Annotated in this window: 16 protein-coding genes; 8 read left to right on the top strand and 8 right to left on the bottom strand. The window is 63.2% G+C overall.

The annotated features are described in order from the left end of the window. Positions 1 to 22 precede the first annotated feature (22 nt). From ACX82Z_RS14800 to ACX82Z_RS14775, 6 genes are all read left to right on the top strand, one after another. Positions 23 to 892, top strand: a complete 870-nt coding sequence (locus tag ACX82Z_RS14800) for an FAD binding domain-containing protein (protein ID WP_459589821.1) — start codon at positions 23 to 25, stop codon at positions 890 to 892. Then, the gene (locus tag ACX82Z_RS14795) at positions 889 to 3,636 is read left to right on the top strand and encodes a molybdopterin-dependent oxidoreductase (protein WP_459589819.1); all 2,748 of its coding nucleotides are present in this window, start codon (positions 889 to 891) and stop codon (positions 3,634 to 3,636) included. The genes ACX82Z_RS14800 and ACX82Z_RS14795 overlap by 4 nt, the downstream gene beginning before the upstream one ends. A gap of 105 nt (positions 3,637 to 3,741) precedes the next feature. After that, the gene (locus ACX82Z_RS14790) at positions 3,742 to 5,274 is read left to right on the top strand and encodes a 6-hydroxynicotinate reductase (RefSeq protein WP_459589817.1); all 1,533 of its coding nucleotides are present in this window, start codon (positions 3,742 to 3,744) and stop codon (positions 5,272 to 5,274) included. Then, complete coding sequence (locus ACX82Z_RS14785; protein WP_459589816.1) at positions 5,271 to 6,140, top strand: UPF0280 family protein; 870 nt, start codon at positions 5,271 to 5,273, stop codon at positions 6,138 to 6,140. The genes ACX82Z_RS14790 and ACX82Z_RS14785 overlap by 4 nt, the downstream gene beginning before the upstream one ends. 75 nt (positions 6,141 to 6,215) lie before the next feature. Next, positions 6,216 to 7,040 (top strand): ferredoxin--NADP reductase, encoded by an 825-nt coding sequence (locus ACX82Z_RS14780; RefSeq protein ID WP_459589814.1) that lies wholly within the window; start codon positions 6,216 to 6,218, stop codon positions 7,038 to 7,040. An 82-nt stretch (positions 7,041 to 7,122) separates the two neighbouring features. Continuing rightward, the gene (locus ACX82Z_RS14775) at positions 7,123 to 8,316 is read left to right on the top strand and encodes an amidohydrolase family protein (RefSeq protein ID WP_459589812.1); all 1,194 of its coding nucleotides are present in this window, start codon (positions 7,123 to 7,125) and stop codon (positions 8,314 to 8,316) included. Positions 8,317 to 8,343: 27 nt separating this feature from the next. Here the strand turns inward: ACX82Z_RS14775 and ACX82Z_RS14770 are convergent, their stop codons facing one another. The 7 genes from ACX82Z_RS14770 to ACX82Z_RS14740 form a co-directional block, all read right to left on the bottom strand. Further along, positions 8,344 to 8,784, bottom strand: a complete 441-nt coding sequence (locus ACX82Z_RS14770) for a MarR family winged helix-turn-helix transcriptional regulator (RefSeq protein WP_459589810.1) — start codon at positions 8,782 to 8,784, stop codon at positions 8,344 to 8,346. A 55-nt stretch (positions 8,785 to 8,839) separates the two neighbouring features. Then, entirely contained in the window at positions 8,840 to 9,424 is a 585-nt protein-coding gene (locus ACX82Z_RS14765) for an amino acid synthesis family protein (protein WP_459589808.1), read from the bottom strand. Next, positions 9,421 to 10,005, bottom strand: a complete 585-nt coding sequence (locus ACX82Z_RS14760) for an amino acid synthesis family protein (protein ID WP_459589806.1) — start codon at positions 10,003 to 10,005, stop codon at positions 9,421 to 9,423. Before ACX82Z_RS14760 ends, ACX82Z_RS14765 begins: the two co-directional genes overlap by 4 nt. A gap of 84 nt (positions 10,006 to 10,089) precedes the next feature. Beyond that, entirely contained in the window at positions 10,090 to 11,601 is a 1,512-nt protein-coding gene (locus ACX82Z_RS14755; RefSeq protein WP_459589804.1) for a tripartite tricarboxylate transporter permease, read from the bottom strand. A 13-nt stretch (positions 11,602 to 11,614) separates the two neighbouring features. Further along, on the bottom strand, positions 11,615 to 12,124 hold the full coding sequence (locus ACX82Z_RS14750) for a tripartite tricarboxylate transporter TctB family protein (protein ID WP_459589802.1): 510 nt from the start codon (positions 12,122 to 12,124) through the stop codon (positions 11,615 to 11,617). Between the two features lie 53 nt (positions 12,125 to 12,177). Next, entirely contained in the window at positions 12,178 to 13,155 is a 978-nt protein-coding gene (locus ACX82Z_RS14745) for a Bug family tripartite tricarboxylate transporter substrate binding protein (protein WP_459589801.1), read from the bottom strand. Between the two features lie 355 nt (positions 13,156 to 13,510). After that, positions 13,511 to 14,881 (bottom strand): GumC family protein, encoded by a 1,371-nt coding sequence (locus ACX82Z_RS14740; protein WP_459589800.1) that lies wholly within the window; start codon positions 14,879 to 14,881, stop codon positions 13,511 to 13,513. A gap of 384 nt (positions 14,882 to 15,265) precedes the next feature. Between ACX82Z_RS14740 and ACX82Z_RS14735 the strand changes: the two genes are divergently transcribed. Together ACX82Z_RS14735 and ACX82Z_RS14730 are read left to right on the top strand one after the other, a co-directional pair. After that, the gene (locus ACX82Z_RS14735; RefSeq protein WP_459589798.1) at positions 15,266 to 16,216 is read left to right on the top strand and encodes an NAD-dependent epimerase/dehydratase family protein; all 951 of its coding nucleotides are present in this window, start codon (positions 15,266 to 15,268) and stop codon (positions 16,214 to 16,216) included. Next, positions 16,216 to 17,376: a glycosyltransferase family 4 protein gene (locus ACX82Z_RS14730; protein ID WP_459589796.1), complete on the top strand. Its 1,161-nt coding sequence runs from the start codon at positions 16,216 to 16,218 to the stop codon at positions 17,374 to 17,376. Before ACX82Z_RS14735 ends, ACX82Z_RS14730 begins: the two co-directional genes overlap by 1 nt. Before the next feature lie 2 nt (positions 17,377 to 17,378). On the opposite strand, the gene ACX82Z_RS14725 is transcribed toward ACX82Z_RS14730, so the two are convergent. Continuing rightward, positions 17,379 to 18,008: an exopolysaccharide biosynthesis polyprenyl glycosylphosphotransferase gene (locus ACX82Z_RS14725; RefSeq protein ID WP_459911806.1), complete on the bottom strand. Its 630-nt coding sequence runs from the start codon at positions 18,006 to 18,008 to the stop codon at positions 17,379 to 17,381. Positions 18,009 to 18,203: the final 195 nt, after the last annotated feature.

Raw genomic sequence — 18,203 nt, 5'->3', positions numbered from 1 at the left:
GGCAGACGATGGAGGTGACCTGATGCGTTATGCACGGCCGAGATCGATCGATGAGGCACTGCATCTCATGGCCGAGCGGCCATGGCGGGTGCTTGCCGGCGGCACCGATTTCTATCCCTCGCAGGGCACGCGTCCGGTTCGCGACGACGTGCTCGACATCGGCGCGCTGGACGGCTTGTGCGGATTGTCCAGGACGGACGGCCATCTGGTGATCGGCGCGCGCACCACCTGGTCCGACATCGCGCGGGCCGACCTCCATTCGGCGCTCGATGCGTTCAGACTTGCAGCGCGGGAAGTGGGATCGGTGCAGATCCAGAATGCGGGGACGGTCGCGGGCAATCTGTGCAATGCCTCGCCGGCGGCCGACGGAGTGCCGCCCTTGCTGGCTGTGGACGCAGAGGTGGAACTATCCAGCTTGCGCGGCGTCCGTTATCTCGGGCTGGCCGATTTCCTGCAAGGCAACCGCAAGACGGCGCGCGGCGTGGATGAACTCGTCACCGCGATCCGAATACCGGACGCGGCGCTGCAAGGCCGTTCGTATTTCGCCAAATTGGGCGCGCGACGCTACCTCGTCATCTCGATCGCCATGGTTTCGGCACGGCTGACCTTCGACGATGCCGGACGTATTGCGCAGGCGGCCGTCGCCGTGGGGGCGTGTTCCGCCGTCGCGCAAAGGCTGGGCGATCTGGAAAGTGCACTGATCGGCGCGGCTGGAGAAGCTGAAATCGACGCCATCGTCCGCAATGCAGACCTTGCGACCTTGTCGCCCATCGATGACGTGCGTGCATCGGCCGATTATCGCCGCACCGCCGCGCGTGAGACCGTCAGGCGCGCTTTGCGCGAAATCTATCAGGCCCGTCACTTCCGCAACGATCGGAGCGCCGCGGCATGAACATGGTCACGCAAGGCAGCGTCGAAGTCACCGTCAACGGCCGGCCGGAATTCGTCAACGCGTCCCCGATCGCGCGGCTTTCTACCGTTCTGCGCGATCATCTCGGCCTGACGGGAACGAAGGTCGGCTGCGACGCGGGCGATTGCGGGGCTTGCACTGTGCTGGTCGACGGCAATCCGGAATGCGCCTGCCTCGTTCCGATGGCGCATGCGGCCGGTCGGCGGATCACTACGGTCGAAGGACTGTCCAACGGCGCGATGTCGGCGTTGCAGGCGTCGTTCCTCCGGCACGGCGCGGCGCAGTGCGGCATCTGCACGCCCGGACTGCTGGTGAGCGCAACGGCGCTCCTCGAAAAAGTGCCCCGGCCGAGCGAAGCCGAGGTGCAGGACGCACTTGGCGGCGTGCTTTGCCGTTGCACCGGTTATCGCAAGATCGTCCGCGCGGTGATGGACGCGAACATCCCTGTGCAGCTGCTGGCGGGCGAGGTTCCTTGCGGCGTTGGAAGCGCGATCCCGCGACTCGATGGCGCGCCGAAAGTGCTCGGAACTGATGTTTTCGGTGCCGATGAGCGGCCCGACGACGCCTTGTCTGTGCTCGTTATCCGTTCGCCCCACTGGCAAGCCGACTTCGAGTTCGGCGATCTCGATGCGTTCGTCGCGGCCAATCCTGGGATCGTCGGGGCCTATACGGCGCGCGATCTGGCCGGGCGCAACAGTTTCGGCGTGATCCCGCCCTTCGCCGACCAGCCGGCGCTTGCCGAAACGCGCGCCCGGTTCCGGGGTGAGGCCGTGGCGGTGGTCGCGGGCGAGCGAGATGCGATCGCCGCGCTCGACATCTCTGATTTCCCGATTGAATGGCAGCCCGTGCCGCATGCGCTCAGCGTGTCGGAGGCGCGCGCTGAAGGCTTTGCGCCGCTTCATCCGTCGCGGCCGGACAATGTCCTGACGCAGGGGCGCGTCGTGCGCGGCGATCCGGAAACCGCCCTTGCCGGCGCGGCAATAACGGTTAGCGGCGTCTTCGAAACCTCTTATGTCGAGCATGCCTATATCGAGCCGGAGGCCGGCCATGCCTTCCTCGATGGTGATACGCTGGTCATCAAGGCATGCACGCAGGCTCCGGTGATGGATCGCGACGACGTCGCGCTGGTGCTTGGCCTGCCGCCTGAAAAGGTGCGGATCGTCCCGACCGCGACGGGTGGCGGGTTCGGTTCCAAGCTCGATTTGTCGGTCCAGCCGCTGATCGGCCTCGTCGCACTCAAGACCGGCCGTCCGGCCGCGCTGACCTACACCCGAGCCGAATCGATGGCCTCCACCACCAAGCGTCACCCCGCATCCATGACGGCGACGATCGGCGCGAACGCCGATGGCAAAATCGTCGGCATGATCTTCGAAGGCGACTTCAACACCGGGGCCTATGCCAGTTGGGGGCCGACAGTGGCGAGCCGTGTGCCCGTCCACGCTTCCGGCCCTTATTTCACGCCGAACTATCGCGCGCTCGGTACTGCCGTTCATACGAACGGGCCGATCGCAGGCGCGTTTCGCGGCTTCGGCGTGCCTCAGGCGGCGCTGATGCAGGAAACGCTTTATGACGAGCTTGCCGAAAAGCTTAAGATCGACCGCCTTGAATTCCGGCTCGACAACGCGATCCGCGACGGTCAGGCGACCGTCAGCGGGCATGTTCTGGAAAGTGGCGTGGGCATCGCGGCCTGTCTGGAGGCGCTACGCCCGCACTGGGAACGCGCACTCGCAGATACCGAACGTTTCAACGCAAAGGCCGGTGAGCGTCGTCGCGGTGTCGGTGTGGCGTCCTGCTGGTATGGCTGCGGCAACACCGGTATCCCAAACCCCTCCACCATGAAGATCGGCATCACGCCGAAGGGGCGCGTCGTCATGCACCAGGGCGCGGTGGATATCGGGCAAGGCTCCAACACGGTGATCCCGCAAATCTGCTCCGAAGCGCTTGGCCTGCCTCTGTCGGCGTTCGATTTCGTCCATGGCGATACCGGCGTTACGCCGGATGCGGGCAAGACGTCGGCCTCGCGGCAGACATACATTTCCGGTAAGGCGGCCGAAAAGGCCGGACGCGCCTTGCGCGAACGCATCCTGCGCCACGCCAACGTCTCCGACGACGCCGTTGTCGGCATTGGGGAGGGGGAAATCATCGTGCGGCAGGGCGAGGCGAAACGCGTCATCGCGCTCGGCGAGATTGCGCCCGATGACGACGGTTTCGTATTCGCGGCGATCGAAAGTTACGACCCGCCGACCGTGGCGCTCGACGCCGACGGGCAGGGCAAACCCTATGCCGTCTATGGTTGGGGCGCGCAAATCGCGGAGCTTGAAGTGGACATGCTTTTAGGCACCGTGCGCGTGGTCAAGATCACTGCGGCACATGATGTCGGCCGCGCGATCAATCCTCTTCTGGTGGAGGGGCAGATCGAGGGCGGCATCGCGCAAGGCCTCGGCATGGCGCTGATGGAAGAATATGTGCCGGGCCGGACCGAGAATTTGCACGACTATCTCATTCCGACAATCGGCGACGTGCCCGAGATCGAGTCGATCCTGATCGAGGTGCCGGACCCGGAAGGACCTTACGGTGCCAAGGGGCTCGGTGAGCATGTGCTGATCCCGACGGCGCCGGCTATCGTGAACGCCATCCGTCATGCGAGCGGCGCGCGCATCACCCGCACGCCCGCCACGCCGGAGCGGGTTCTGGCAGCCATCCAGCGTGCGATGGACGCCGGCTGAGCGTTTTGGCGCACGTGCATATTTGACAGTTCGTGAGACTTGATTATCATTCGCATACGAATGAATATCGGCAGTAGATGCCACCCTGTTTTGGAACCGCAGTCCATGAATGAAATGTCCGAACGCTTCGAGCCGGCAACCGGAGCCGACGCCGTAAAGGCAGGTGAGAAGCTGCGCTGCGACGCCTGCCCGGTGATGTGCTACATCGCGGAGGGGCGCACCGGCGCTTGCGACCGCTACGGCAATTTCGGCGGCCGGATCACGCGTTGCGATCCCGTGCGCATCCTCGAACACGTCGCCGCGCGAGGCAAAGACGCAATCGTCGCGCGTGACATGTTGGGCGACTGGGACGGCAATCCGGTCGATAGCTCGCAGCGCTTCGTGTCCGCGATCGGGGCCGGCACGACCTATCCCGACTTCAAGCCCGCACCGTTCATCGTACGCCAGGAGGTCGAGGGCGTCGACCTCGTAACGGTGGTGACGGAGGGGATATTCTCCTATTGCGGCGTCAAGGTGAAGATCGATACCGACAGGCATCTCGGAGCGGAAACGGCGACCGTGCGCGCCAATGGCGAGGCGATCGGGCACGTGACGACGGCCGAATACGGCTCGCAGATGCTCTCGCTCGGAGGCGTCCACCATCTGACGGGGGGCTCGAAGGCGGAAGGGCGTGCGACCTGTGACGCGATGCTGGCGCTGTGCAACAAACAGGCGGTCGAACTGACCATCGATGATGGTGCCACTCTGGTCGTGCAGGCAGGCAAGCCGCCGATCATTGACGGGCAGGTGGAAAGCCGCATGCGGGTCGGTTGCGGTTCGGCGACCATCGGGATGTTCGCGACCCAGTGGAAGGATCTCGTGGACGAGGTTGTGGTGGTGGACGACCACATCACGGGCGTCGTCTCCGAGCATCAGGCCGGCAAGGTCATCGGCTGGCAGGAAACCGGGATCAAGATCATCGGCCGCCGCTCGACGCCGGGCCGATATTTCAAGGTGTCCGAGCCGGGCCTCGGCTGGGGCGGCACGCGGCTGACCGACCCGCTGGACATCCTCGGCGATTTCAACGCGAAGAAGGGCGCGCGCCCCGGCCTGTCGCTTCTCATGGTCTCGACCACGGGCGAGCAGTTCGCCTATTTCGAGCTCGACGACGATCTGCGGCCGGTCGAAAAGCCGTTTCCCGATCGTCTGCGCAAATCGGTCGAACTGATCGAGGACAATTGCGAGCCGGCGCTTTGCACCGTCCTTTTCATGGGGGGAGCAGGCGGATCGTTGCGCGCGGGCGTCACGGAAAACCCGGTCAACCTCACCCGTTCGGTCCACAAACTGCAGACCTATGTCACATGCGGCGGTGCGCCCGTCTATGTCTGGCCGGGCGGCGGGATCACGTTGATGGTCGACGTCATGCGCCTGCCCGACAACGCGTTCGGCTATGTCCCGACGCCGGCGCTCGTCGCCCCGATCGAGTTCACCTTGCGCCGCGACCACTATGTGCAACTCGGCGGCTATGAGAACGAGGTGCGGACGGTCGATGAGGTGCTCGCCGCCGGCGGCGAATACCACAACGACCGCGTCATCGAGGCTGCGCCTTCGGAAAATCCATTCCCGCCCGCCGAACAGCGGGCGATCGAACGCGCATGAACGGGCCGCAGGCCGGCTGGCTCGCGGACGGGCGGCGGCTGCACCTCAATCACGGCCCGATCGATCTGATCGTCGAGGCGTTCGGCGATCCCGATCAATGTGCTGCCGCCTATCAGCGCGCCATTGCCCGATTCGAGACGGTGCTGACCGAGCTTGTCGGCGAGCTCGACGCGTTGCGCAAGCCGGCGGGCAACGCTCCGCGCCGGTTCGAGGGTCCCATAGCCGCCCGCATGGAGGCTGCGGTCGCCGCGCATTATCCCGTTTTCATCACCCCGATGGCGGCCGTAGCCGGCGCGGTTGCAGATGAAATGCTGGCGACCTTATGCGAAGGTTCGTCGCTGCGGCGCGCCTACGTCAACAATGGCGGCGATATCGCGCTTCACCTCGCGCCCGGCGAGGAAATCAGGGTGGCCATCGGTGGGCTGGACACTGTTACGGGCGACCGCATCACGATCGGGTTTGGCGATCCGGTGCGAGGGATCGCGACGAGCGGCTGGCGGGGGCGCAGTCATTCGCTTGGCATCGCCGATGCCGTGACCGTGCTGGCGCGCAGCGGCGCGGTTGCCGACGCCGCCGCGACGATCATCGCCAACGCGGTCGATCTTCCCGGACACAAGGCGATTTCACGAAGCCCTGCGGTTCTGCTCAGCCCGGACAGCGATCTGGGAACGCGCGAGGTCACGACAGGCGTCGGGCCGTTGAGCGAAGCCGAGATCGACGAGGCGCTCGATAAAGGGATGGAAGTCGCGGACGACCTGCTTCGGCGCGGACTGATCGCCGGGGTAGCGCTGAACCTGGCAGGTAAAACGCGAATCCACAGCCTATTGTGGGATGCGAAAAACGCGCTCAAATCGAATGGAACTTGATCGAGATTCGTTCGTATGCTAACGATATACCGACTATAAGAACGCCTGTTGCATCGCATCGAAAGGGAAAATCTTATGGCTCAAACAGCGCTTGCCGCCACCGACATTGCCGCCCCAGATTTCCCGATCCCCGCCAACACCTATGCCGAGAAGGTGGTGTCGGTAACGCATTACACCGACAGCCTGTTCTCGTTCCGCATCACAAGGCCCGCCGCCTTTCGCTTCCGCTCCGGCGAGTTCGTCATGATCGGCCTGCCGAATGCACAAAAGCCGGTGTTCCGCGCCTATTCGATCGCAAGTCCTTCATGGGACGAGGAGGTCGAGTTCTATTCGATCAAGGTCGAGGACGGCCCGCTGACGCAGCATCTGCAGAAAATGCAGCCAGGCGACACGGTGCTGATGAAGCAGAAGCCGACCGGGACGCTGGTGCTCGACGCTCTGAAGCCCGGCAAGCGCCTGTGGTTGATCGCGACCGGCACCGGCTTTGCCCCCTGGGCGAGCCTGTTGCGCGATCCCGAAACCTACGAGAAATTCGACGAGGTCGTCGTCACCAACACTTGCCGGGATGCCGCCGACCTTGCCTATGGCAATCATCTCGTCGCCTCGCTCCATGCCGATCCGCTGATCGGCGAACTGACGGCGGGCCGGGTCAAATACATTGCCACCACCACGCGTGAGCCGTCAGCGCAGATGGGCCGTATCACCACCTTGATCGAAAACGGCGAACTGTTCGCCATCGCCGGCTGCGCGCCGTTCGATGCCGCGAGCGACCGCGTGATGATCTGCGGCTCGATGGCGATGCTGAACGACGTCAAGGCGCTCATCGAGGCGCATGGCCTTGAGGAAGGCTCCAACGCCAAGCCCGCCGACTTCGTCGTCGAGCGCGCTTTCGTCGGCTGAACCAGGCGAGTGCTGCGCCCTTGCGAAACGCTTGTAGGCGAACAATACTAGTCTGAATTTTCCAGAGGAAGGGGCGCTTGCGATGGCGGATGTTGTTCAGGACGGGCAGGTGGGGCGTTTGGCGATCCGCAATATCGGATTGCTTCTTTCCGGTCGTATGGAAGAGCCGATCCTCGATGCCGATTGCATCGTCGCGGAAAAGGGGCGCATCGTCGCCATCGGCCGCGCCCGGGATATGGACCTCGAAGATATCGAGATCGTTGTGGACGCCAATGGAACAACCGTCACGCCGGGCCTGATCGACAGTCACGTCCATCCCGTCATCGGCGATTATACGCCGCGCCAGCAGCAATTGAGCTGGATCGATTCCACCCTTAATGGCGGTGTCACGACCATGATTTCGGCTGGTGAGGTCCACGCGCCCGGCCGTCCGCGCGACATCGTCGGACTGAAGGCGCATGCGATCGCCTCGCAGCGTTTTTACGAGAACTTCCGTCCGTCGGGTGTGAAGGTCCATGCCGGCGCCGTCGTCATCGAGGAAGGCATGGTCGAGCAGGACTTCAAGGACCTTTCCGATTCCGGCGTGAAGCTTCTGGGCGAGGTGGGTCTTGGCTCGGTCAAGCGCGGAGACGTGGCGCGCGAGATGGTTTCCTGGGCGCGCAAATACGGCATGCAAAGCACGATCCATACGGGTGGTCCGTCGATTCCAGGTTCCGGCCTGATCGACAAGGACGTCGTGCTGGAAGCCGATACCGATGTGATCGGTCACATCAATGGCGGTCACACGGCGCTTCCCGACGACCAGATCATATGCCTGTGCGAAAGCTGTTCGCGCGGCCTCGAAATCGTTCATAACGGCAATGAGCGGGCCGCGCTTTTGACGGTCAATACGGCCAAAGAACTGAAGCAGCTCGACCGCGTCATTCTTGGTACGGACGGGCCTGCCGGTTCGGGCGTCCAGCCGCTCGGCATCTTGCGGATGATCGCGCTGATCGCGTCGCTGACCGATACGGATGCGGAAATCGCGTTCTGCTTCGGTACGGGAAACACGGCGCGTCAGCGTGACCTCGATTGCGGGATCATCGAGGTGGGCAGGGCGGCGGATTTCGTCATCATGGACAAGGCCCAGCATTCGCCGGGCAGGACGATCCTGGACTCGGTCAAGCAGGGCAATCTTCCCGGTATCAGCATGACGATCATCGATGGCGTCATCCGCACGCAGCGAAGCCGCAACACGCCGCCCGCGACCGCGTTCGCCCACATCGTCAACGCGTAATGCGAGAGTGGGGCCGCTGCCCCGCTCTCAGGAGCCGATTTTTACCAGAAGCCGAAGCAATTGCGCGCGTTCCCGCTCGGTGAGGGGTTCGAGCGTTTTCTCCGTCACCTGAAGCGCGATGGCGTAAGCCTTGGCGAGAAACGCCTTTCCTTCGCCCGTCAGTTCCAAGACTGAGCGGCGCTTGTCGTCCGGGTCCGGCCTCGACTTGACCAAACCGCGCTGGCGCAGCCGGTCGATGACGCCCTTGATGGTGGCGACGTCTATGGCCGCCAGGCGCCCCAGATGGTTCTGCGAGCACGGGCCGGCCTGATCGAGGCGTGCGAGTGTCGCGAACTGCGTCGGCGTGACGCCGTCCGGCATCGCCTCGGCGAAGATCGTCGTATGCCGCTGCTGCGCCCGCCTCAGGACATGGCCGACCTGCGCGTCGAGAAGGTAACCCGGCGCATCGTCGCGCATTTCCGTCGTCATCCGTGCCTCCCCATTTTCCGCGCCGGAAGCGAGTGCCGCTTCCGGTCGCCTGCCTTCACCGAAGGCCGCCTTTTCCCTCGGCCTCGTCGGCCGTCAGGCCGCCAACGCGCGGCAAGGGACGACCGCTGTCGGTCACCGCGATGGCGACCATGATCTCGCCGGCGCGCGGCGCATCGTTGATTTCGACCTCCATCCCGTCGAAATGCGAGCGCACATAGGCAGCATCCTTGTGGCCGAGTGGAATGTCGAGCCGCTGGCCGGGACTGCCGCGCTTTTTCGACGATGGCACGAGCGCCGCGCCTTTCTCAACCGCCTCGCGCAAGGGTTTTCCCATGCGCGGATGCAGGATCGCGGCGGCGTGTTCGAGTTCGCCATCTTCGCCGACCATGGCCGCCTTGCCGAAGCTGTGCGCTGCGCCGGGCGCGATGCCGAGCGCTTCGACGCATTTGCGACCGAGTAGCCCGCCGAGCTCCTCGCCGATTGCCATCAGCGGTTCGAGGTCCTCGACATAGCGGCCTGCGAAGGGGTTGGCGATGACTGCCACCGCCGCCGCGCGGCGCGTCGGCCGGTCAAGCTCGCGGGTCACCTCGCGGTGCGTTTCCTCGACTGTGACGACCAGCTTGCGGATTTCGGCTTTCATCGCAATCCATCCTTTCCTTCGATCGCATCGGCTGCAAGACCGCCGACGCGGGCGTGGACCCGCGCTCCGGTGGTCATGACCAGCGCCAGAACAATCTCGTCGGCGCGCGGTGCATCGGGCAGGCCGACCTCGACGGCGTCGAAATGCGAGCGGACATAGGAGGCGTTGATGTGGGTGACGGGGACGTCGAGCCGCGTTCCCGGCCCTCCGACTTTCTTGGTGGATGGTACGATCGCGTTGGCTTCACCGAGCGCGCCGCGCATGGCGTAGCCGCCGGGCACATGCCAAAGCGCGCCGTGTTCGATCTCGCCCGCCGTGCCGACGATAGCGCCTTTGCCGTAGCCTTCGATCGCGCCCTTGTCGCCGCCCAGCACGCCGATCAGGCGCTGCGCCATTTCGAGGCCGAGCGGTTCCAGATCCTTCATGAAGCCCGCGATCTCCGGCTCATAGCGGCCCGCGAAGGGGTTTTCGACGATGGCCAGAATGGACGCCCGGCGGTGCGGCTTTCCAGCCACCGGCCCTCCCTCGTGGAAGATTTCTTCTACGCTTGTGACGATCTTGCGGATTTTGGGCTCGGGCATGTGCCGGCACCTCCCTTTCGCTCGTATGCTAATGGATAATCAGGGTGTTAAACACTGTCAACGAATGCGGACGCTGCCCGTACATTACCGAACCTCGCCGGATTTCAGCCGCGCGAAGCGGCGCTTGAAACGAGGCAGGACGATCGGCAGCACGATCGCTGCGATCGACATGACGATGAGCGCGAGCGACAGGGGCCGCTCGAGAAAAATGGTCCAGGAACCGCGTCCGATGATGAGGCTTCGGCGTAGGTTTTCCTCCAGAAGCGGCCCGAGTATCAGGCCGAAGGCGAGCGGCGCGGGCGGCATGCGCAGCACGTAGAGAACGTATCCGACGACGCCGAAGAAGATCATCACGAAGACGTCGGAGATCGAGTTGCGGGTCGCGAACGAGCCGACGACGCACAAAAGCGCGATGGCGCAGAACATGATGTGTCCGGGCACACGCATGACGAGCGTGATGACGCGGATGAAGGCGAAGCCGACGACCAGCGTCAGGACGACCCCGAAAAAGACCGACGCATAGATGTTGGAGACGAAGCCCGGATCGTTGGCAAAGAGCATCGGCCCGGGCCGAAGGCCGTGAATGAGCAGCGCGCCCATCAGAACAGCCGTCATGGAATCGCCGGGAATACCGAGCGTCATCATCGGCACCATCGATCCGCCGATGGCGGCGCTGTTGGCCGCTTCCGGTCCCGCTACGCCGGCGGGCTCCCCCTTGCCGAACGCTTCCGGGGTCTTCGAGAACTTCTTCTCCTGCGCGTAGGACAGCGCGACGGCGATAGCGGAGCCGGCCGCCGGGATCGCGCCGATGAAGGTGCCAACGATCGATCCGCGCAGCATCGATTTCCAGAGACCGGCGACCTCGGAAACTTTCGGAAAAAGGCTCCCAAGTGAAGGTACGGCGGGAAGCTTACCGCCGCCATGGGCGAGATTGCGCAGGACTTCGGCGAGGCCAAAGATACCGACCGTGACCGGAACGAGCTCGATTCCACCTTGAAGTGCGGGAGAGCCGAAATCGAAACGCGATATGTCGGTCAGCCGGTCGAAACCCACCATTCCACAGATCAGTCCGATTACGCCGACCAGAATGCCGCGCATGGTCGAGCCTTCGGAGGCGAAGGATAGGAGGATGAGCCCGAAGACGGCGGCCATCGCGAATTCCGGGCTGCGAAAGTTCATCGCTGTCGCCGCCACGAGAGGTGCCAGCATGACGAGCAGCGTCAGTCCGATCAGCCCGCCGACGGTCGAAGCGATCAGCGCGAAAGCCAGAGCGTGACCGGCGCGGCCTTTTTTGGCCAGCGGATAGCCGTCGAACTGGGTGACGATCGCGCCGGGCGTGCCGGGAATGTTGATCAGGATCGCCGAGATCGAGCCGCCATAGACGCTCGATATGAAGACGGCGAGCAGGAAAAGCATGGCGGCGTTCGGTTCGAGACCGAAGCTGACGGGCAAGAGGATGGCGAGCGCCATGGTCGAGGAAACACCCGGCAGAGCGCCGAGCACGATGCCGATCAGGACACCCGAGACGGCAAGCAGCAACAGGTCGGGGCGGACGATGTAGCTTGAAAGATGATCCAGGAAGAGGTCGAAAAGCATCTGTGAATCCGGGTCAGAGCGGGAGCGGCACGAGGAGGAAATGCGCGAAGATCGCGTATATGACGAGCGTGAGCGCGGCTCCTGTCACAACCGAAAGCAACGCGGCTTTCGGCGACCGGCGCAGGCCGGCAGAAAGCGCGTAAAGCCAGAATACCGAAAACAGGAGGCCCGAGGCGATGAAGCCGATATGCGGCATCAAAAGCGCGGTGAGCGCGATCGATGCGGCAAAGGCAAGCGGGCGGACATGATCGCCGGCGGCCGGCAGGTCGTGGGCGTAGGGCGGGCCTCCCCGAAGCCGCACAACGCCTCGGATCAGGATCGCGAGGCCGCCAGCGGTCAGCAGTCCAAGCACCAGCAAGGCCAGAAGGGCAGGGCCGGGATCGGCCGATACCCCTAGACTGTTGCGCAGCGGCATATTGGTCCAGTAACCGTACCAGCCGGTGAGCGCCCAGACGATGAACAGCATGCCGGCAAGAAGATCGATGACCGGAGAGGTCGGCGCAGTGGTGTCTTCGCCATTCATATGCGTATCCTCGAACGAGCGGAGCGTGCGCGAGCCACGCTCCGCTTCGATGGTTAGCGCTGGCGCGTCGTCACGAGGCCGGCATCGAGCATGACCGGGTAGACCTCCGCGTCCACATTCGCGATCGTCTCGCGCGCCGCGTCGGCACCTTGAGGGTCGAGGATAAGACCGATCGTTTCCGCCGACGCCTTGAAGCCGTCCGTGTCCATCGCGGCGAGGAGAGCGGCTTCGAGCGTGCCTTTGACATCTTCCGGCAGTCCTTTCGGTCCGAAGATCACGACGTAGTCGGAGAAGACGTAGTCGATACCCTGTTCCTGAAAGGTGGGCACGTCGGGAGCGGCGAAATGGCGTTCGGCGGCGGCGACGCCAAGGATCTTCACGTCGCCCGCCTCGTGAAGATCTGCAAGGAGCGGGACCGGAAGCGTCACCGTCTCGACCTCGCCCGCGACCAGAGCCGCCACGGTCGGCGCGAAGCCCTGATAGGGAACCTTGGTCATCTCGATCTCAAGGTTCCGTTCGATGAATTGTGCGTTGAGGAAGGAGAAACCGCCCGGCGAATCGTTGCCGTTGATCACCACGCCGGGATTTTCTTTGGCGAATGCGATGAATTCTTCGAGTGAGGAAATATCCATGCTGCTGCTGACGGTCAGCGCGGCCGGATCGATGTTGACCAGCGCGAGCGGCTCGATGGCATCCATCGCCGTCGCATTCTCGTTGATATAGGCCTGCGCGACGCCGTGAAGCCCGATCGTACCGATCGTGTAACCGTCAGGCTCGGCGGTCTCCACCTCGCGAACGCCGTTCGCACCGGCCGCTCCGGGCACGTTGGACACGACCACCGTCGTCGACAATTGCTGGCCGAGATGCTCGGCGACGAGACGGCCGACTGTGTCCTGCGCGCCGCCTGCCGGCCAGCCGATGACCATCGTCATGTTTTCAGACGGGAAGTCCTGCGCGCCGGCGAGGCTCGCGGAAAGGGTGACGACAAGCGTTCCGAGCAATGCGCCCGCATTTTTAGCCAGTATTTTCATTTCAGTTCCCCTGTTTCGAGCCGCCGCCGGAAACATGAAGAACACGACCGATGCCTCCCGTCATCGTGATGGCTCGTGTTCCCTTCGGCCGGCGTCTGACGTTTTTGCAGATCTTCGTTGACCAGCGACACGGTTCCTACATTTCGCTAGTACACCAACGATATGACTTTGCTTGGAACTGTCAAGCCGGTGTCGGGACGATCATGGGGCGAGAGACATTCCCGGTCGCCGATACCGCGGTGGCAGTCGGCTTTGCGTGCAGGCGGAGCGCCGTGTGAGGACGTAAGCGGATCTGTATAATGGGAGCGATCAGCGGCGGTGCTCGGTGACCGAGCCTGGCTGGTCGGCAGTTGTGCTATGCGCCGGCGACATCGCTTTCGGGCCGCGACCGCAATACGGCTGCGCCAGCACCGAGTGTGGCACCGAATGCACCGGCGAACGCAAGAACGAGAAACGGCCGGGGCTGGCTCCTGCCGGAGGGCGCGCGCGCCGCGATCAGCACCTGTGCGCCATCGCTGACCGGGAGAGAGCCTTGCTGAACCGCTTCCTCGTATCGCTGCAACATGCCGGCGTGGAGCGTCCGGTAGATTTCTGCCGAAGCTTCCAGTTCGTTCAATTGCGTTCTTTGCCGATTTGCCTCGCGTGCGCGAAAAGTGGCGTCCTCGAACGCGTCTTCGAGTGAAGCCAGGGTCTGCCGGGCATCGACGAGTTCGGCGTTTTCGGCTTCAGCATTTTCGCTGCGGCTTTGCGGGGCGTCTGTTTCAAGCCCAAAATCCGTCAGTCGTCGATCTGAGGCGAACGGCTCGGAAAGCATGGCGATCTCGTTACCCGCGCGGGTTTCCCGCGACGGGACGGCGGGCGTGTTTTTGCTCGTATCCGGTGCGTTGCCGTCCTGTCCGCTCGCCCGGTCAACAGCAGCCCGCGCCGCTTCGATCTGAATGCCAAGCTCGTAAAGGCGCTGCTCCGCCTGAAGGCCGTGATTGGCTCCGACGCCCAATATGTTGTTGGTGGTTTTGAAATTCTCGGCTGCTCTGTCCGCGTTCTCAAGCTGTTGCCGAAGACCGTCGAGGCGTTGCGTCAACCATGCCACGGACTGGTCGGAGGCCGTTGTCGCATCGCGCCGCCGCTGACTTACGTAGACCTGGATAAGCGCGTTGACGACATCGGCGGCCCGATCGGGATCGGTGGAATTGTATGCGATGGAAATGACCGGCGTCATGGCCGGTCGCGTGACGGTCAAATTGCGCCTCAGCGTCGATACGGCCTCCTGTACGGGGTCTGTCGTCTCCGGTTCGGATGCAAGCCCGGGCACGAGCGCGACGACAAAACGCTTTGCAGCGCGTGCAGGGTCGAGGAAGACATTCCGGTCATCCTGATCGATGCCCGCTTCCACCAGATGAAGCTGTTCGATGACCGCGCGTACGAGCACGTCAGACCTCATCGTCTGCGTCTGGCTTTCGATGTAATACTCCTCGGGCATCGAGGACGATGCCGGATCGACGAGCAATGTCGCACTCGCGATATATCTCGCCGGCGCATACGCCAGATAAGCCACGCCTGCACTGAGGCTTATCAGCACCATGGTCAGGATAAGAAGAGAATTGCCTTTGAGAAGGGCAAGCATGTCGCGCAGCCCTGTGACGGGCGGGCGCGTCTCCATGACGGCAAACGAACCGTCAGGGCCGGCAGGCTGAAGACCGGCGTCCAATTCACCGTCATCCGACATCTGCCGCGAATTCGTTTGTCGAAGAGGCTTTCCGTCCAGCTTCGCTGTGGAAGTGCGGCGCGCCGGCCTTTTGGGGTTCTTGATCATTATACGATACTTGCTCGCCACCCTTGCATGAGGCTCCATCTTGGAGACGTCGGCGCTCTGGCCCTAGAGGCGAATTAGGCGTGAAAGACCCTCCGATCGACGCCGAAAGGACGTGCCGTTACCTCTGTTTGGTGATCCATCATGCAAATGGTGGTGCCGGGATGATCAATCGGAGGTATCGGCTACCCTCTAGATCAGGTTTACCCGGCAATACGGGGCTCCCATCATCGGCGTGACAACGCAGCATCTGACCGGCCGGGCAACGCCGCGTCAGGCGGAATGGTCGGGGGATTTTTGATGAAACGTTACGCGATAACGGGTGCGGACGGAATGATCGGCAGGCATCTCGTCCAGACATTGCGCGCTTCGGGCGCCAGTCCACGCGTTCTTTTGCTGCCCAACGCGCCTGTGCCGTCCTTATTTGAAGGGCTTGAGATCGTGCGCGGCGATATCCGGCATCGCGCGACGGTGGAGCGCTTCGTGGACGGCGCGGACGTCGTGTTCCATCTGGCCGCGCTTGTCGGCAGGGCGGCGAACGGAGTGCCGCTGGCGATGGCGCGCGACGTCAATGTCGGCGGAACGCGAAATGTCCTCGACGCCGTTGCCCGGTCGAAAGACACGCGGGCCGTTTTCCTGAGCACCTGCTGCGTCTATGGCCTGCACGGGTTCGAGGAACAGGTTCTGGACGAAACGAGCCCCCACGTTCCTCTCGCTTTGCCTTATGACGTCTCCAAGGCGGAAGCGGAAATCCTCGTTTCCGGCACCGATCCGCAGGCCACGCAGTGGACGATACTTCAGGTTCCCGTCGCGCTTGGTGGCGTTCATACCGTCGAACGGCCCACGGCGATGTCGCTCATCCGCCTCGCCCGGACGGGGCTGGCCCCGCGCACAAGGGGTGCCGGCATCTGGACGAACTACGTCTTCGGAGCGGACGTCGCGGCGGCTCTTGCGATGCTCGGCGAGCATCGTGAGGCGGTTGGCCAGACATTCATCCATAGCGAGAGCGTTCCGCTGCATGTCCTCATTTCGTGGATCGCGCGCGAGTTGAACATACGATGTCGGGAGGTTCTTGTGCCGCATATCATGCTGAGGACGGCCGCTCGTGCCGCGCACTCGGCCATCGTTCTGGCCAATCGGCGGCGCTTTGCGAGCGAGAAGATCGGGCGTCTCGGCTTTGCCGCGCCGGTCGGCCTCGAGCGGGGTGTTCACGAAACGATCCAGCACTATCGCGCGGCGGGACTGATCTGATGAACGGGCAAACAAATCCGGCCGGTACGCTTCCGGCACCCGCCAATGTCACTGCCGGCCGGGCTGCCAAGTCTCGTCCCTTACGCGTGATCGTGCTCACGCCCGGCGTTGGCGGGCTCGGCGGAATCTCACGAATGATGGATAATGTGCAGGAGGAACTGCGAGACCGGCGCGATGCGAAGATTTCGGCGCGCTTCGTCAGTACGCGCGGAGACGTCAAGCACCTGATGCCGCTGGTCTTTCTTCAGTCGATCCTTCGCGTGACGTCTGCGTGCGTCGCCGGCCGCTGCGATGTCCTGCACGTCAATGTCGCCTCGTCCGGCAGCACGTTTCGCAAGCTCATTTTGGGAACGATCGCCGATATTTGCGGCGTCCCCTACGTCTTGCATCTTCACGGCGCGGAGTATCGTGAATTCTGGACGTCACGCGGACGCTTCGGTCGTGCCGTGATCGATCGGTTCTTCCGCCGCGCGGCAAAGGTCATCGTGCTGGGACGCACATGGGAAGATTTCGTGCAGGAGCGCGTGCCGGAAGCCGCCGGGCGGACGACCATCCTGCCGAATGCGACGCCTTCCCCGGATCTGTCGGATAGTGGGCAAAAGGGCAAGGAGCAGGTTATCGCCTTCCTTGGCCAACTCGGTCCCAGAAAGGGTGTTCCGCAACTGGTTGCAGCGCTTTCCGCATTGCCGCCCGACCTCTCATGGCGCGCGGTGCTGGGCGGCGACGGCGACGTCGAGGAAACGCGCGATCTCGTGCGCGAATTGGGTCTTGCGGACAAAGTGGACGTTCCCGGCTGGGTCGGTCCTGAACAGGTAGACGAGATTTTGCGTAAAGCCGATATCTTTGCGCTGCCGTCCTTCGCGGAGAATTTGCCGATGTCGATCATCGAGGCGTTTGCCTATGGCGTTCCGGTGATATCGACGCCTGTCGGTTCGGTGCCGGAGATGGTCGAGGACGGTCGCACCGGACTGCTCGTGTCGCCCGGAGACAGCGTGGCTCTTGGCGATGCACTGCAGCGTCTGCTTTCGGATGCGGAGCTGCGACAAGCGCTCGCGCGAAACGCGCGCCTTGTCCATGACGCGCGTTACGGGATTTCCTCACATACGGACCGCCTTGTGTCGCTGTGGCGGGCAGCAGCGCGTACCGGACGCGGCCAATAGCGTCAGTACGCGTCCATCTTTCCGGCCAGCATCGCAAATGCTGTTGCAACAAGGATGCGAATGTCGAGCGCGAAGGTCCAGTGCTCGATGTACCAGACGTCGAAATCGACCCGGTGTTTCATATCGGACGGCAGTGGGGTCGGCCCCCGCGCACCGTTGACCTGTGCCCATCCGGTGATGCCGGGTTTGACGGCAAATCTGAGCGAGTAGTTCGGCACCGTCTGGCCATATATCTCGTCATGCGCCAGCGCGTGAGGGCGCGGTCCGACAAGAGACATGTCGCCCGTCAGGACGTTGAAGAGTTGCGGAAGCTCGTCAAGGCTGGTGCGCCGCAGGAAGCTGCCAACGCGCGTGACCCGGCTGTCGGCCCTGCCGATCTGGCGTATCGACGGGCCATCCTCCAGAACGGTGAGCGTCCTGAATTTCAGGATCGCGAACGGACGACCGTCAAGTCCGCCCCGCCTTTGGCGAAACAGTACCGGCCCGCGGGAATCGAGTTTGATCGCCAGGGCTATGACGAGGAGCAGCGGCAAAAGGGCCACGAGGGCGATTGCGGCAAGAACGATGTCTACGCTTCTCTTTGATCTTTGGCTTGGATGACGAAATTCTTCGAAAGGTGGCGTCTTGAATATCCTGCTACCTTCGCGCCATAGATTACCGTCCACTTAAATGCCCCCTGTAATAGAATTAAAACTCTCCTTCGCGTTCTTTAATAAGTTTACAATCCGGCGTCCGGGTGGTCTATCGTCTTGTCGTACGCCTTAAGATCATTGAGGTACCTCTGTTTGGTGTATTAAAAATATTGCGTTTTTGTAATAATACTTTTG

Source organism: Aliihoeflea sp. PC F10.4 (genome assembly GCF_054612275.1).
The sequence above is the reverse complement of the archived record's forward strand: the minus strand, read 5'-3'. Positions and strand labels throughout refer to the sequence as shown.